This is a genomic window from Pseudomonas sp. MPFS (genome assembly GCF_022537035.1).
GTDB lineage: Bacteria > Pseudomonadota > Gammaproteobacteria > Pseudomonadales > Pseudomonadaceae > Aquipseudomonas > Aquipseudomonas sessilinigenes.
In genome coordinates this window covers 3,922,306-3,936,585 of the sequence record NZ_CP066123.1, presented here as the reverse complement: position 1 = coordinate 3,936,585, position 14,280 = coordinate 3,922,306, and the positions used below count along the sequence as shown (strand labels likewise).

The 14,280-nt window shown below is 66.6% G+C and carries 13 protein-coding genes; 3 read left to right on the top strand and 10 right to left on the bottom strand.

The annotated features are described in order from the left end of the window. Positions 1 to 140: 140 nt before the first annotated feature. Positions 141 to 1,292 (top strand): glycerate kinase, encoded by a 1,152-nt coding sequence (locus I9018_RS17875; protein WP_241107050.1) that lies wholly within the window; start codon positions 141 to 143, stop codon positions 1,290 to 1,292. A gap of 172 nt (positions 1,293 to 1,464) precedes the next feature. Here I9018_RS17875 and hpaI read toward each other — a convergent pair whose 3' ends face one another. The 8 genes from hpaI to I9018_RS17835 all read right to left on the bottom strand — a co-directional run bounded on the left by hpaI (position 1,465) and on the right by I9018_RS17835 (position 8,942). Beyond that, positions 1,465 to 2,265, bottom strand: coding sequence for a 4-hydroxy-2-oxoheptanedioate aldolase (hpaI, locus tag I9018_RS17870; protein WP_124347813.1), 801 nt, complete (start codon positions 2,263 to 2,265; stop codon positions 1,465 to 1,467). 10 nt (positions 2,266 to 2,275) lie between these two features. Next, complete coding sequence (gene hpaH / locus I9018_RS17865) at positions 2,276 to 3,079, bottom strand: 2-oxo-hept-4-ene-1,7-dioate hydratase (protein WP_068588175.1); 804 nt, start codon at positions 3,077 to 3,079, stop codon at positions 2,276 to 2,278. A gap of 2 nt (positions 3,080 to 3,081) precedes the next feature. After that, positions 3,082 to 4,389: an MFS transporter gene (locus tag I9018_RS17860; RefSeq protein ID WP_241107049.1), complete on the bottom strand. Its 1,308-nt coding sequence runs from the start codon at positions 4,387 to 4,389 to the stop codon at positions 3,082 to 3,084. Between the two features lie 54 nt (positions 4,390 to 4,443). Further along, positions 4,444 to 4,830, bottom strand: a complete 387-nt coding sequence (locus tag I9018_RS17855) for a 5-carboxymethyl-2-hydroxymuconate Delta-isomerase (protein ID WP_068588180.1) — start codon at positions 4,828 to 4,830, stop codon at positions 4,444 to 4,446. A gap of 134 nt (positions 4,831 to 4,964) precedes the next feature. Then, on the bottom strand, positions 4,965 to 5,822 hold the full coding sequence (gene hpaD / locus I9018_RS17850) for a 3,4-dihydroxyphenylacetate 2,3-dioxygenase (protein WP_241107048.1): 858 nt from the start codon (positions 5,820 to 5,822) through the stop codon (positions 4,965 to 4,967). A gap of 215 nt (positions 5,823 to 6,037) precedes the next feature. Then, positions 6,038 to 7,498 carry a 5-carboxymethyl-2-hydroxymuconate semialdehyde dehydrogenase gene (gene hpaE / locus I9018_RS17845; RefSeq protein ID WP_241107047.1) on the bottom strand — a complete coding sequence of 487 codons (1,461 nt, stop codon included), beginning with the start codon at positions 7,496 to 7,498 and terminating at the stop codon, positions 6,038 to 6,040. Then, positions 7,495 to 8,274 (bottom strand): fumarylacetoacetate hydrolase family protein, encoded by a 780-nt coding sequence (locus I9018_RS17840; RefSeq protein ID WP_124347810.1) that lies wholly within the window; start codon positions 8,272 to 8,274, stop codon positions 7,495 to 7,497. The genes hpaE and I9018_RS17840 overlap by 4 nt, the downstream gene beginning before the upstream one ends. After that, a complete protein-coding gene (locus I9018_RS17835) occupies positions 8,271 to 8,942 on the bottom strand; it encodes a fumarylacetoacetate hydrolase family protein (RefSeq protein WP_241107046.1) in 672 nt (223 codons plus the stop codon). The genes I9018_RS17840 and I9018_RS17835 overlap by 4 nt, the downstream gene beginning before the upstream one ends. A gap of 205 nt (positions 8,943 to 9,147) precedes the next feature. Here I9018_RS17835 and hpaA point away from each other — a divergent pair, with 205 nt between their 5' ends. Beyond that, a complete protein-coding gene (gene hpaA, locus I9018_RS17830; protein ID WP_241107044.1) occupies positions 9,148 to 10,068 on the top strand; it encodes a 4-hydroxyphenylacetate catabolism regulatory protein HpaA in 921 nt (306 codons plus the stop codon). 110 nt (positions 10,069 to 10,178) lie between these two features. Beyond that, positions 10,179 to 11,270 carry a DUF1176 domain-containing protein gene (locus I9018_RS17825; protein WP_241107043.1) on the top strand — a complete coding sequence of 364 codons (1,092 nt, stop codon included), beginning with the start codon at positions 10,179 to 10,181 and terminating at the stop codon, positions 11,268 to 11,270. Positions 11,271 to 11,278: 8 nt separating this feature from the next. Here the strand turns inward: I9018_RS17825 and I9018_RS17820 are convergent, their stop codons facing one another. Next, positions 11,279 to 12,940 carry a choline dehydrogenase gene (locus I9018_RS17820; RefSeq protein ID WP_241107042.1) on the bottom strand — a complete coding sequence of 554 codons (1,662 nt, stop codon included), beginning with the start codon at positions 12,938 to 12,940 and terminating at the stop codon, positions 11,279 to 11,281. Positions 12,941 to 12,975: 35 nt separating this feature from the next. Beyond that, positions 12,976 to 14,277: a carbohydrate porin gene (locus I9018_RS17815; protein ID WP_241107041.1), complete on the bottom strand. Its 1,302-nt coding sequence runs from the start codon at positions 14,275 to 14,277 to the stop codon at positions 12,976 to 12,978. Positions 14,278 to 14,280 lie beyond the last annotated feature (3 nt).

Sequence of the window (14,280 nt, the reverse complement as noted above, 5' to 3'; positions counted from 1 at the left end):
GCCCCCGGTCCCAGCCCCATCATCCCGACTGCGCAGGTTGTAGCAATGAACAATAAAGTGCCTGTGTCCTTGTGCAGCGGACTGGCGTCAGCCGCTGCGGCAAATGGCAGCATGGCGCCACAAGAACCGGAGATAGCCCCATGAAGATCATCATCGCCCCCGACTCGTTCAAGGACAGCCTGAGTGCCGAAGGCGTGGCCCAGGCCATCGCCCAGGGGCTGGTCGAGGCCTGGCCCGAAGCCCAGGTGCTGCAGTGCCCGATGGCCGATGGTGGCGAGGGCACGGTGGAGTCGGTACTCGCCGCATGCCAGGGGCAACTGCGCAGCACCCGGGTCCAGGGCCCGCTGGGTAGCGAAGTGCAGGCTCGCTGGGGCTGGCTGGCATCGAGCCACACGGCGATCATCGAAATGGCCGAGGCCAGTGGCCTGCAACGGGTGCCGCCAGGCCAGCGCGATGCCTGCCACAGCAGCACCTTCGGTACCGGTGAATTGATCCAGGCGGCCCTGGACGCCGGCGCCCAGCGCATCATCCTGGCCATCGGCGGCAGCGCCACCAACGACGGCGGGGCTGGAGCCCTGCAAGCCCTGGGGCTCAAGCTGCTGGACCGTCGGGGCCAGGTGCTGCCCCGGGGTGGCCTGGCCCTGGCCGACCTGGCCAGCATCGAGCTCGATGCCATGGACCCGCGCCTGGCCCAGGTGCGTTTCGAGATCGCCGCCGACGTCAACAACCCACTGTGTGGCGAGCAGGGGGCCTCGGCCATCTTCGGCCCGCAAAAGGGCGCCTCGGCGCAGCAGGTCCAGGCCCTGGACCAGGCACTGGGGCACTTTGCCGATCTCTGCGCCCAGGTGCTGCCCAGGGACGTGCGTGACGAACCCGGCAGTGGCGCCGCCGGTGGCCTGGGATTCGCCGCCAAGGCGTTTCTCGGCGCGAGGTTCCGCCCCGGGGTGGAAGTGGTCGCCGAGCTGGTAGGGCTGGAACAGGCGGTGCGTGGCGCCGACCTGGTAATCACTGGCGAAGGACGCTTCGATGCCCAGACCCTGCGTGGCAAGACGCCCTTCGGCGTGGCACGGATCGCTCGCCAGCAGGGGGTGCCGGTGATCGTCATCGCCGGCACCCTCGGCGAGGGCTACCAGCAGATGTATGCCCATGGCGTGGACGCGGCCTTCGCCCTGACCTCCGGGCCCATGAGCCTGGAACAGGCCTGCGCCGAGGCCCCGCGATTGTTGCGCGAGCGGGCGGCGGACATCGCCCGGCTCTGGCGCCTGGCCGCTACCCGCCAGGCCAGTGTCTAACAGGCCGTTGAAAAATGTAGGCGAGGCAGCCAGCGCAAGGCGAAAACAGGCGAAAAAGCGCAATTTACATGTGGTAAATGAGCATTTTGACCGGGCTGGCGCACCAGCTTGTTTTCAACGCAGCGATGGCAACGCAGGTAGATTTTCAACGGTCTGCTAGCGCAAGCCCCGCTCAGTAGACCCCACCCTCGCTGCTGGGAGCGTCCTGGGCCTTGTATTGCCCGGCCAGGTTCTGCAAGCCCTTCATCAGCACCGTGGTATCGACCCCCACCGCGACGAAGTTGGCCCCCAGCTCGATGCAGCGCCGGGCCAGGCCCTGGTCGGCACTGAGGATGCCCGCGGCCTTGCCGGCCTGGCGCACCCGCAGGATGGCGTCCTCGATCGCCGCGACCACCTGGGGATGTCCGGGATTGCCGCGATGACCCATGGCCGCCGACAGGTCGGCCGGGCCGATGAAGACCCCGTCGACCCCCTCGACCCGGACGATCTCGTCCAGGTTGCGCAAGCCCTCCAGGTTCTCGATCTGCACCAGCAGGCACATGTGTTCGTCGGCCTGGTCCAGGTAGCCGGGGATGCTGTTCCAGCGTGAGGCCCGGGCCAGGGCGCTGCCGACCCCGCGAATGCCCTGGGGCGGATAACGCATGGCGCTGACCAGCTGGCGCGCCTGGGCCGCGCTTTCGACCATGGGCACCAACAGGGTCTGGGCACCGATATCCAGCAACTGCTTGATCAGCGCGGTATCGCCGATCGGCGGGCGGACGATGCCGTGGGCGCCGTAGGGGGCGATGGCCTGCAATTGCCCCAGCAAGCTGCGCAGGTCGTTGGGGGCGTGCTCGCCGTCCAGCAGCAGCCAGTCGAAACCGGCATTGGCCGCCAGCTCGGCGCAGTAGGCATTGGCCAGGCCCAGCCACAGGCCGATCTGTGGCTCGCTGCCTTGCAGGCGTTGCTTGAACAGGTTCTGCGGCATGTCCATGGCGTTCTCCTCAGACGAAACGGCAGGCGATGCTGCCCAGTTGGTCGTAGTCGACGTGGAATACATCCCCCGGGCGTGCGGCCACCGGACGGGTGAACGAGCCGCCAAGGATGATCTGCCCGGCTTCCAGGCCGACGTCGTAGGCTGCCAGCTTGTTGGCCAGCCAGGCCACGCCCTTGGCCGGGTGGTTGAGCACCGCGGCCGAGACCCCGGACTCTTCGATCACACCGTTGCGGTACAGCACCGCCGGCACCTTGCGCAGGTCCACGTCGCCGGGGCGCACGGCCCGGCCACCCATCACCACCCCGGCGTTGGCGGCGTTGTCGGAAATGGTATCGAAGACCTTGCGCGTGGCCTGGGTCTGCGGGTCTACCTGCTGGATGCGCGCGTCGATGATCTCCAGCGCCGGGATCACCCAGTCGGTGGCTTCCAGTACATCGAACAGGGTGCAGCCGGGGCCCTTGAGGGGCTTGCCGAGGATGAACGCCAGCTCCACCTCGACCCGCGGCACGATGAAGCGCTGGAAGGGAATGTCACTGCCTTCCTCGAACAGCATGTCGTCCAGCAGGGCGCCGAAGTCCGGCTCGCTGATGTTCGACGACACTTGCATTGCCCGGGAGGTGAGGCCGATCTTGTGGCCCACCAGCCGGCGACCGTCGCGGATCTTGCGTTCCACCCAGCTGCGCTGGATCGCATAGGCATCCTCGATGCGGATGTCCGGGTATTCCAGGGACAGCTGGCCGATCTGTTCGCGGCTGCGTTCGGCGGCGTCGAGGCGCGCCGCGGCCTGTTGGATGTCGGAGGGGCTGAGCATGTTCATTTCTCTTGTGGATTGACGATAGGGGCCGGTACCCAGAGCACCAGCCAGGCGCCCAGGGCGATCAGCAGGGCCAGGGCATACAGCGCCAGGCTGGCGCTTTGGGTGGCGTCACGCACCACGCCGATCAGGTAAGGCGCGAGGAAGGCCGCGACGCTGCCGAAGGAGCTGATCAGGGCGATGCCCGCCGCCTGGGTACTGCTGGCCAGAAAGGCCGGTGGCAGTTGCCAGAACATCGGCAATGCGGCGCTGGCGCCCATGCCCGCCACCACCAGGCCGAACATCACCAGCCAGGGGTTCTGTGGCGCCAGGGCGGTCAGCGCCAAACCCAGGCAGGCCATCAGCAGCGGCACGGCCAGGTGCCAGCGGCGTTCGCGCAGGCGGTCCGAGGAGCGGCCGACCGCCAGCATGAACAGGCAGCCAGCCAGGTAGGGCAGGGCGCTGAGCAGGCCGACGTCGCTGTCCCCGGCCACGCCGGAGTGGTGGATCAGGGTCGGCATCCAGAAGGCGATGGTGTTGACCGCCAGCATCACCGCGAAATAGATGCCCACCAACAGCCAGGCGTGGCGGTCCTTGAGAATGTCGCTGAAGCGGTTGATGGATTTGCGCTGCTCCTCTTGCTGCTGGGCCTTGTGCAACCAGGTCTTTTGCGCGGCGCTGAGCCACGTGGCCTGGTCGATGCTGTCCGGCAATGCCTTGAGCACCAGCAGCCCGAGCAGCACCACCGGCAGGCCCTCGATCAAAAACATCCATTGCCAGCCGCGCAAGCCGCCCCGGTCATGGAAGTTCTCCAGGATCCAGCCCGACAGCGGGCCGCCCAGGACCCCGGCCATGGGCACGGCGATGGCGAACAGCGCGGTGGCCTGGCCACGGCGGTCGGCCGGGAACCAGCGGTTGAGCAGCACCAGGATGCCGGGAAAGAAGCCGGCCTCGGCCACCCCCAGCAAGAAGCGCAGTACATAGAAGCCCCAGGCGTCCTGGACCAGCATCAAGGCGCTGGACAACAGCCCCCAGACCAGCATCAGCAGGGCGATCCAGCGCCGTGGCCCGACCCGCTCCAGGGCCAGGTTGCTGGGAACGCCGAACAGCGCGTAGGCGATGAAGAACAACCCGGCGCCCAGGCCGTAGACGCTGTCGCTGAAGCCCAGGTCCTGGGTCATCTGCAACTTGGCGAAGCCGATGTTGATCCGATCCAGGTGGGCGAAGATGTAGCAGACGAACAGCAATGGCATCAGGCGCCAGGTGATCTTGCGATAGCAATCGTTGGCCTCGGCCAGCGGGGCCTGGGCAATGGCAGGGCGGGACATGGGCGTGGCCTCGTTGTTGTTCTTGTGGGTTGCGCAAGCCGCGGGTTACGGCGGCTACAGCGACTTGAGGAAGGCGTGGACGTTGTTGTGCTTGAAGTTGAGCTCGGCCTCCAGCTCGCTCATCTCGAACGACAGGGCCAGCAAGCGCTGGGCCTGCAATTGGGCGAAGTGCGCCTTGATGATCTCGAACAGGCCCTCGGCCACCTGGCGCCGGGTTTCAAGGTCGCGCCCGGCCCCCACTTGCAGGCGCATATGGACGAAGGCGTAGTCATGCTTGCCGTCGGCCATGCGCCAGGTGTCCAGGCGCACCCCGCGGCTGCGGATGCCACCCAGGGGGAACACGCCACTGGCGCCCAGGTAGTCGTGGACCTTTTCGAACAGCCCCGGCAGATCGGCCTGGGCTTCGATGTTGTCGGTGTATTCAGCGATGAAATGCGGCACGGGAACCTCCTTTGGAGGCAGCGGCAAGTGGCAAGCCGCAAGCTGCAAGAGGGATCTCCTGTGGCTGGGGCTCGCGGCTCACCGCTGCTCTTGGCGTTTTCTTGCAGCTCGTAGCTAGAAGCTTGTCGCTGCCTTCACAACGGAAAAATGGCGTTGATCTGGCCGGTGCCGGAGCTGCCGAACAGCGGCGTGACGATCTCGGCCGGGCGGTTGTACTCGGGGCCGCCCAGCAGCCCGAGGAGCATCGCCGTGTCGTGCATCTTGCCTTCGCCATAGCAGTGCTCGGCGTAGTCGGGGAGCATCGCGCAGAACTCGCGGAAGCGGCCCTGCTGCCACAACTCCACCACGCGCTGGTCGACCTGTTTGTCGAATTCCCGGGTCCAGTTGTGGATGTTGGCCTCGGCCTCGCGGTCATCGGAAAACCGGTGGGACAGGGAGCCGGAGGCCAGCACCAGGACCTTGCGGTCGCTCTTCTCGATGGCCCGGCGCACGGCGGCGCCGAAGGTGAAGCTGTCGGCCAGCTTGTGCCAGGCGCACCAGGCGGCGATGGACACCACCTGGAAATGCTCGGCGGCGGGCACGTCCATGTGCATGTAGCGCATGGGCACCAGGGTCCCGTACTCCAGCTCCAGGCTGGGGATGTTATGGGCCAGGGTGCGCACGTCGGCGGCGTTGGCCTCGGCGGCGATCAACTCCCCCAGCGCCGGGCAGCCCGGGTAGTCGTAGGTCATGTTCTTGATGAAATGCGGCAGCTCGTTGCTGGTGTAGGTGCCGTTGAACACCTCGCCGCAATTGATGTGGTAGCCGCTGTTGACCAGCCAGTGCACATCGAACACCACCGCGGTGTCGGCGCCCAGGGCCCGGGCCCGGCGAGCGATTTCCTTGTGCCCGGCGATGGCCGACTCGCGGCAGCCGTGGTGCTTGCCCGGCAACTCGGACAGGTACATCGATGGAACGTGGCAGACCTTGGCGGCCATGACGACTTCGCCCATGGTGCTTCTCCTGAAACATCTTATTGTTGGGGGGATCCGGGACGGTCCTGAACCTTACCAGACCGTTGAAAAAACGTAGGCGAGGCAGCCAGCGCAAGGCGAAAACAGGTGAAAAAGCGCAGTTTACAAGTGGTAAATGAGCATTTTGACCGGGCTGGCGCACCAGCCTGTTTTCAACGCAGCGATGGCAACGCAGGTAGTTTTTCAACGGCCTGTTACACGCCCCAGCGCGGGATGTGGTGGCTGCCCATGGAGAGGCAGACGTTCTTGATCTCGGCGAACACCTCGAAGCTGTATTCACCCCCTTCGCGCCCGGTGCCCGAGCCCTTGACGCCGCCGAATGGCTGGCGCAGGTCGCGCACGTTCTGGCTGTTGATGAACACCATGCCGGCCTCGATCCCCCGGGCCAGGCGGTGGGCCTTGCCGATGTCCTGGGTCCAGATGTAGGACGCCAGGCCGTACTCGGTGTCGTTGGCCAGGGCCAGGGCCTCGGCTTCGTCCTTGAACGGGATCAGGCACACCACCGGGCCGAAGATCTCTTCCTGGGCGATGCGCATCTTGTTGTCCACGTCGGCGAACACCGTGGGCTGGATGAACTGCCCGCGCGACAGGTGCGCCGGTAGGCCGGCCGGCCGCTCCAGGCCACCGGCCAGCAGGGTCGCGCCTTCCTCGATGCCGATGCGGATGTAGCCGGTGACCTTGTCGTAGTGCTGCTGGGTGATCATCGAGCCGACCTGGGTCTTGGGGTCCGTCGGGTCACCGACGATCAGGCGCTTGGCCCGTGCCGCGAACTCCTTGACGAACTGCGGGTACACGCTTTGCTGGATGAAGATCCGGCTGCCGGCGGTGCAGCGCTCGCCATTGAGCGAGAAGATGGTGAACAGCGCGGCGTCCAGGGCCCGTTCCAGGTCGGCATCCTCGAAGATCAGCACCGGCGATTTGCCCCCCAGTTCCATGGAGTACTTCTTCAGGCCCGCGGTCTGCATGATCTTCTTGCCGGTGGCAGTGCCGCCAGTGAAGGAAATGGCGCGCACATCCGGGTGGCGCACCAGGGCATCGCCGGCGGTGGCGCCATAGCCCTGGATCACGTTGAGCACGCCGTTGGGGATGCCGGCCTCGACTGCCAGGCGTCCCAGTTCATTGGCGGTCAGCGGCGACAGTTCGCTCATCTTCAGCACCGCAGTGTTGCCCAGGGCCAGGCAGGGCGCGGTCTTCCAGGTGGCGGTCATGAACGGCACGTTCCACGGCGACACCAGGGCGCAGACCCCCACCGGCTGGTACAGGGTGTAGTTGAGCATCTGGTCGTCCACCGGGTAGCTGTGGCCATCCATGCGGGTGCAGACCTCGGCGAAGAAGTCGAAGTTGTGCGAGGCCCGGGGAATCAGCACGTTGCGCGTCTGGTGGATCGGCAGGCCGGTGTCCAGGGTCTCCAGCTCCGCCAGTTGTGGCACGTTCTGGTCGATCAGCTCTCCCAGGCGGCGCATCAGGCGTGCGCGTTCCTTGGCCGGGGTATTGGCCCATTTCGGGAACGCTTCCTTGGCCGCGGCCACTGCACGGGCCACTTCCTCGGCGCCGCCGCTGGCGACTTCGCCGATGGCCTCGCCGGTGGCCGGGTTGTAGTTGACGAAGGTGTCGCGGCTTTCGACTTCGCGGCCGTCGATCCAATGCTTGATCATGCTGTTGCCCCTTGTGCTGGATGGGCGAAGAACTCGGCTTCGCTGACGATTCGGTTGACCAGGCGCCCCACGCCTTGCACTTCCACCACCACTTCATCGCCGGGCACCACGTCGGCCAGGCCCTCGGGGGTGCCGGTGGCGATCATGTCGCCCGGTTGCAGGGTCATGAAGCTGGAGAAGTATTCGATCAGGTAGGGAATGTCGAAGATCATGTCCGCAGTGCTGCCTTCCTGCTTCAGCTCGCCGTTGATCCAGGTGCGCAGCTTCAGGTTGCCGGGATCGGGTACGTCGCTGACGTCGACGATCCAGGGGCCCACCGGGGTGGTGGCATCGCGGTTCTTCACCCGCAGGTTGGGGCGGTAGTAGTTTTCCAGGTAGTCGCGGATGGCGTAGTCGTTGCACACCGTGTAGCCGGCCAGGTAGTCGAGGGCGTCCTCGCGCTTGACGTTCTTCGCCGGCTTGCCGATGACCGCCACCAGCTCGCACTCGTAGTGCATGTAGGCCACCCCATCCGGGCGCCAGGTCCGCTGGTTGTGGCCGGTGTAGGTGCCCGGCGACTTGATGAACGCCAGGGGCTCGGTGGGCGGGGTGAAGGCCAGTTCGCGGGCGTGGTCGGCATAGTTCAGGCCCAGGGCGAACATGTTGCCGGTGGCGGGCGGCAGCCAGGTGACCTGTTGCTCACCCAGCACGCGGCCATCGGCCAGGCGCACGTTGTGCTGGTCGTCGACCTGGACCTTGTGAGCCTTTCCTTCGAACAGGATGCGGGCGTGTTTCATGGGCGAGCCTCCTGTGGCGCGACGATGTGGTTGGTGAGGCGGCCCAGGCCGCTGATCTCGATATCGACCCGATCACCGGGCTGCACATCGACCCGGCCTTCGGGGGTACCGGTGAGCAGCACATCGCCGACGTCCAGGGTCATGAATTCGCTGAGCTCGGCGATCAGCCGGGCCACGCTGCGGACCTGGTTGGCGGTGGTGTTTTCCTGCACCACCCGGCCATTGACCAGCAGCTTGATGGTCAGCGCCTGCGGGTCGGCGACCTCGGCGACCGGCACCAGGACCGGGCCCAGGGCGCAGAAGCCATCGCGGCACTTGGCCTTGACCGCCGGGCGGTAGTAGCTGTCCTCCGGCAGGCTGAATTCATTGGCGATGGTGTAACCGGCCACGTGCTCCAGAGCCTGGGCCTCGCTGACCCGGCTGGCGCGCTTGCCGATTACCACGGCCAGGGCCGGGCCCGGTTGCAGGCGTTCGCCGGCCGGATGCTCGACAGCACCGTCGTGCTGGTTGCGGGTGTTAGGGGTCTTGATGAACAGCACCGGCTTCACCGGTGGCTTCTGGTAGGGCGGCTGGCTGAAGCGCTCTAGGTGCTCGTGCAGCAACCCCTGGTAGTTCAGCGCCACGCCGAACAGGGTGCCGCCAGCGTGGTCGTTCAAGGCTCGGCTCATCGAGCGTCTCCTGGTTGCGGGTCTCGGGGCCCGTGCGGCGCTTGCCGGTCGCGGGGTGAATTCGTTAATGTGTTAACGTTATATTTAATATGTTAACGATCGTCAAGCAGCTGTCTTGCCTGTTGTGTCACACCCTGGCGGGCAAGTGGCGAATCACCCAGGATGGCCCAGGCCCGCGTGCTGAAAACAACAAGAGAGGGGCACCATGCACCCACGCCAACCGATCCCCAACATCAACATCGGCCAGGTCTACGACCAGCGTTACGCCGATGCCCAGGTGCACTACGACAAGCTGAGCAACCTGGCCGGTTTTTTCGGCCGCAACATGCCGGTGCACCGCCATGACCGATTCTTCCAGGTGCACTACGTGCAAAGTGGCGCGGTGCGGGTCTACCTGGACGACCGGCAATACCTGGAGTCCGGGCCGATGTTCTTCCTCACGCCGCCGACCATCGCCCACGCCTTCGTTACCGAGGCCGATGCCGAGGGCCATGTACTCACGGTGCGCCAACAACTGGTATGGGAGTTGATCGGCGCGGACCCGGCTCTGGCCCCGGCTCCCCAGATGCCGCCGGCGTGCGTGGCCCTGGGCCGGCTCGGTGCCGGGTTCGCTGGCGAGGTGCGGCGCCTGGAGTGCCTGTTCCATGAGTTGCAGCAGGAGATTGACGGGCAGGGGGCCGGGCGCGAGCCGGCGCTGCAAGCCTTGACCCGGTTGCTGCTGATCAGCCTGCTGCGGCTCTCGGCCAACTCCCTGGAAGCCCGCCCGGCGCGCCACGAAGACCTGCAGATCTTCCATCGCTTCAACGAGCTGATCGAGGCGCACTACCTGGAACACTGGCCCCTGGGGCGCTATGCCGGGCAGATCGGGGTGACCGAGGCGCGGCTCAACGATGTCTGCCGGCGCATCGCCGACTTGCCGTCCAAGCACTTGGTGTACGAACGCCTGATGCAGGAAGCCAAGCGCCTGTTGCTGTTCACCGGCAGCTCGGCCAACGAAATCTGCTACCAGCTGGGGTTCAAGGACCCGGCCTATTTCAGCCGGTTCTTCCAGCGTTATGCCAAGGCCGCTCCGGGCGAGTATCGGGCGCGCCAGGGGCTGGTCACGTCGCCTGTGCCGGGTCACTGAGTACAGCCGCCGGGCTGGGTGGGCTGGCGCCACCCGCAGGCCTTGCCAGTGGTATTCGAAACCTGGCGAGCGTGGCAGAATCCGCGCCTTTTCCGACAAGGAGCGTCGTCATGCTGCGTCCCGTTGCGTTGTCCCTGCTGATGCTTGGCGCCATGGCCTGCCAGGCCCGGGAGCTGCCCGAGCTGACGCCGTTGTGGCAGCAGCAGAAGGGCTGGATCAGCGCGTGCGACAACCGCCGCGATTGCCAACTGCTCTATGTGCCGAACATCGAGTTTGCCGAGCAGGTCAACCACCTGACGCTGATCATCCGCAGCCAGGCCGGCCCCGAGGGGCGGGTGCAACTGCAACTGGAACACCAGGGGGCGCCATTCGATCTGCAGGCGCTGCGCCTGGATGGCCAGCCGCTGGAGCCCGGCTTGCTGGCAGCCCTGGTCCTGGAGCCGGAACCCCCCGACAGCACCCGCGAGCAGCAGTACTACCGGGTTGACGATCAGGCCCTGGCCCGTCAGTGGCTGGCGCGGCTGCAGGCCGGCCACGTGCTGGAGCTGCCGGGCGAGGAACCGGCCCAGGTGCTCCTGACGGCTCTGCCGCACTTGCTGCACCGGGTGGACCAGGTCCAGCACCGCCAGGACACGGTCAGTGCCCTGGCCGCACCCGGCGAGCAGCCAGCGAACTCGGTGCCCCGGGTCCAGCCGCCCCGGGCATTGCGTCCCTATCCGGGGGTGACGCCCCTTGGCGCTCAGGAACGGGCCGGGCTGCTGGCGGCGGTGCAGGCGGCATTGCCGGCGCCGAAGGCCGAAGAAGATGACGACTACGTCATGCCGCCGAGGATCGAGGTCTATCCCTTGACCGAGCAGCAGGCGCTGGTGTTCGAGTTCTCCGACTGTGGCGCCTACACCTGCCTATTCGATATCAGCAGCCGCTCGCGGAGCGCGCCATACGGGCTGCAAGCCCTGCAGATACAGGCGTTGCCGGCGGGCAGTGTCGATCATGCCGGTGGCCTCAACTATGACCCCGAGACCGGCCTGCTCAGCAGCTACCTGATGGGGCGCGGCATAGGCGACTGCGGTGAAATGGCCAGTTGGCACTTCGACGGCCAGGCCTTCCAGCTCACCGACTACCGGCGCATGCCCAACTGCAGCGGCCTGGGTTACAACCAATGGCCGGTGCTCTGGAGCGCCGAGGCGCCGAAGCGCTCCTGAGCCCGGCATCAGGTGCAAGCCTCACCCTGGGGCACGAGGCTCGCTTGCGCCCGCGCACTGGCCAGCACCAGGTCGGCGGCCTTCTCGCCGATCATGATCGCTGCGGCGTTGGTGTTGCCGGTGATCAGCTGCGGCATGATCGAGGCGTCCGCCACCCGCAGCCCCTGCAGGCCATGGACCCGCAACTGGTCGTCCACCACCGCCCATTCGTCATGGCCCATCTTGCAGCTGCCCACCGGGTGGAACACCGTGCCCAGGTTGTGGCGGATCCACTGCTCGATCTGTTCCTGGCTCTGCACCTGCGGCCCGGGCACCAGCTCGTCCTGCAGGTGTTGGGCGAAGGCCCGGGTCGCCGCCAGCCGGCGCACCAGGCGCAGGCCCTCCACCAGCTTGTGCATGTCCTCCGGGTGGCTGAGGAAGTTGGCCTCGATCAGCGGCTTGGCCTGCGGGTCGGCCGAGTTGAGGCGCACCCGGCCACGGCTCTGTGGGTGCATTACCGCCACGTGCAGGCTGATGCCATGGCCGACCGGCACCAGGCGTTGGGGCTGGTTCTTCAATGCCGGGGCGACGATCAGGCCCAGCTCCGGCACCGGCGAGTCCGGGTCCAGGCGCAAGAAGGCCCCGGACTCCACGGTGTTGGACGTCAACGGCCCCCGGCGCCGGGCCAGGTATTGCCACGGCGAAAGGGCCAGGGGTAGCAGGCCCCGGGGCGACAGGCCGTAGCTCAATTCGGGACGGCAGCGGTACATCAACACAATGTCCTGGTGGTCCTGCAGGTTATGACCGACCCCGGGCAGGGCATGGCGCTGGGCGATGCCATGGCGCTGCAGTTCCTCGGCAGGCCCGATCCCCGAGAGCAACAACAGTTGCGGCGAGTTGATCGCGCCGGCGCAGAGAATCACCTCGCGCCGCGCCAATAGCTGGCGTGCCTGGCCATCCTGGCTGACTTCCACGCCGGTGGCGCGTTTACCCTCCAGCACTACACGGTGGGTCAGGGTGGAACTGAGCACGGTCAGGTTCGGCCGCTGCAGAATCGGGTGCAGGAATGCGCGGGCCGAGCTGCAGCGTTCGCCGTTGACCTGGGTAACGTGAAAAGGACCGAAACCCTCCTGTTCCGGTCCGTTGAAGTCCGGGTTATAGCTCCAGCCCAATTCCGTGGCGGCTTCGAAGAACACCCGGTTCACCGGACTGGGGCTGCGTTGCTCGGCGACGTTGAGTTCGCCGCCGCGGCCATGCCAGGGCGCATCCCCTGGCTCGAAGTGTTCCGAGCGCTTGAAGTAGGGCAGCAGCTCGTCATGACTCCAGCCCTGGTTGCCGGCGGCGGCCCACTGGTCGTAGTCGTGGCGATGGCCACGGATGTAGATCATGCCGTTGATGGCGCTGGAGCCGCCCCAGACCCGGCCCCGGGGGCAGGGGATCGGGCGCCCGCCGCTGGTGGCCTGGGCGCTGAAGGCATGCAGCCAGTTCCAGCGCGGGTTGGCGATCAGGCGGATGATGCCCGCCGGTGTGCGTATGTAGGCGCCCGGTAGCAGGCTGCGGTCGCTGGGGCCGGCTTCGATCAGGCACACCTTGAGGCTGGGGTCGGCGGACAGTCGGTTGGCCAGCACGCAACCGGCGGAGCCGGCGCCGACCACGATGTAGTCGTAGCTGTGGGGTGGAGTTTCAGGCATGGCGGTAACCTCGTGGGCAGTCGGGGAAATCCATCTCACAACCCCAGCAGCGAGCCGACGTCCAGGCTCACTTGCAGGCCGACGACAAAGCCGTTGCCGCTCAGCTCACGGGCTTCGGGGTTGTAGAAATTGTCCGGGTTGATCAAGTACTGGACGCTTGGCTCCAGGGTCAGCTGCCGGGTCAGGGCGATGTTCGCGTTGGCTTCCAGGGCATAGACATTGCGCCGGCCCAGGCGCGGGTCGCCGTCGTTGGCGATCCGTGCCTGCTGTTGGAAGCGCAGCTGGTGATCGTTCAGGCGCAGGTAGCTGGCCTTGAAGTTGAGCTTGTCTTGCGGGCGGTCGAAGGGCGCGAGATAGGTCAGGCCGGCCTCGGCGAAGTGGCTGAAAGGTTGCTTGGCATCGGCCGCCGCCGACAGTGAGCCGAACAGCAGCAGGGCCTGTGGCGCACTGCCTGATCCGCCGTCGGCGCGCCACACGGCCTGCTGGAACTTGAAGAAGGCACCAGCGCTGCCGAAGGCGGTGGCGCCGGTCAGCGGATCTTCCTGCTTGGAGGTGTTGTAGTAGCCGTTGAGCTCGTAGTGAAAACCATAGCCGTCCTGCCGCTGGCTGCCGAGGCCCAGCAACAGGCTGGTGCCGCTGGCATCGTCAGTACTGAAGTCCAGGCCCTGGCGATGCTTGAGGTAGTCCACCGGGTTGGATTCGAAGGCGCCGCCATGCAGGTACCACTGCGGCGTCACCTGGTACTTCAGGTAGCCGCCCCAGGCCCCGTAGGGTGGCGGCAGGATACCGGTGGAGGCCTCGATGATCGGGTCGTTACAGGTCACCGTGCTCTCGCAGTTGTAGATGTAGAAGTAGCGCCGGGCGTTGGTCCGCCCCAGGCTCAGGTCGACCTGGCCGTCGAGCCAGGTTTGCTGGTAGGTCAACAGGCTCAACTGGTTGCTGGTCAGGTCGTTGTGGATCGGCGCGCCGCCGAAGTAGCTGCCGGCGGCCCCTTGCCAGTTGCGCGAGGTGGGCACGCCGGTCCCCTGGTCGAGGATGAACAGCGTCTGCTCGACATGCAGGGCCGCCCCGTCCAGGCCGGCGAAGGTTGCAAGGTCGATATCGGCCCCGACGAACAGGTCGCCGCTGTTGCCGAAACTGTGGGGCCGGGGGCCGGTGTCGAGGTTTTTCATCGACAGGCTGAGGAACTGGAGATGCGGGGTGATGCCCTGTCCGGCCAGGTAGTCGCCCAGGCCGGCCAGCGGTCCGCTGCGCGGCTCGCTGGCGGTAGCGGCAAGGCCGGGCAGGGGCAACAGCAGGGCGGCCAGCAGCGGGCCGAGTGCATGGGTGGCATTCATGTC

What these genes read in the sequence shown, in the direction of transcription:
- I9018_RS17875 (WP_241107050.1), top strand. Translation starts at nt 141, where the DNA reads ATGAAGATCATCATCGCCCCCGACTCGTTCAAGGACAGCCTGAGTGCC.
- hpaI (WP_124347813.1), bottom strand. Translation starts at nt 2,265, where the DNA reads ATGGACATGCCGCAGAACCTGTTCAAGCAACGCCTGCAAGGCAGCGAG.
- hpaH (WP_068588175.1), bottom strand. Translation starts at nt 3,079, where the DNA reads ATGCTCAGCCCCTCCGACATCCAACAGGCCGCGGCGCGCCTCGACGCC.
- I9018_RS17860 (WP_241107049.1), bottom strand. Translation starts at nt 4,389, where the DNA reads ATGTCCCGCCCTGCCATTGCCCAGGCCCCGCTGGCCGAGGCCAACGAT.
- hpaD (WP_241107048.1), bottom strand. Translation starts at nt 5,822, where the DNA reads ATGGGCGAAGTCGTCATGGCCGCCAAGGTCTGCCACGTTCCATCGATG.
- hpaE (WP_241107047.1), bottom strand. Translation starts at nt 7,498, where the DNA reads ATGATCAAGCATTGGATCGACGGCCGCGAAGTCGAAAGCCGCGACACC.
- I9018_RS17840 (WP_124347810.1), bottom strand. Translation starts at nt 8,274, where the DNA reads ATGAAACACGCCCGCATCCTGTTCGAAGGAAAGGCTCACAAGGTCCAG.
- I9018_RS17835 (WP_241107046.1), bottom strand. Translation starts at nt 8,942, where the DNA reads ATGAGCCGAGCCTTGAACGACCACGCTGGCGGCACCCTGTTCGGCGTG.
- hpaA (WP_241107044.1), top strand. Translation starts at nt 9,148, where the DNA reads ATGCACCCACGCCAACCGATCCCCAACATCAACATCGGCCAGGTCTAC.
- I9018_RS17825 (WP_241107043.1), top strand. Translation starts at nt 10,179, where the DNA reads ATGCTGCGTCCCGTTGCGTTGTCCCTGCTGATGCTTGGCGCCATGGCC.
- I9018_RS17820 (WP_241107042.1), bottom strand. Translation starts at nt 12,940, where the DNA reads ATGCCTGAAACTCCACCCCACAGCTACGACTACATCGTGGTCGGCGCC.
- I9018_RS17815 (WP_241107041.1), bottom strand. Translation starts at nt 14,277, where the DNA reads ATGAATGCCACCCATGCACTCGGCCCGCTGCTGGCCGCCCTGCTGTTG.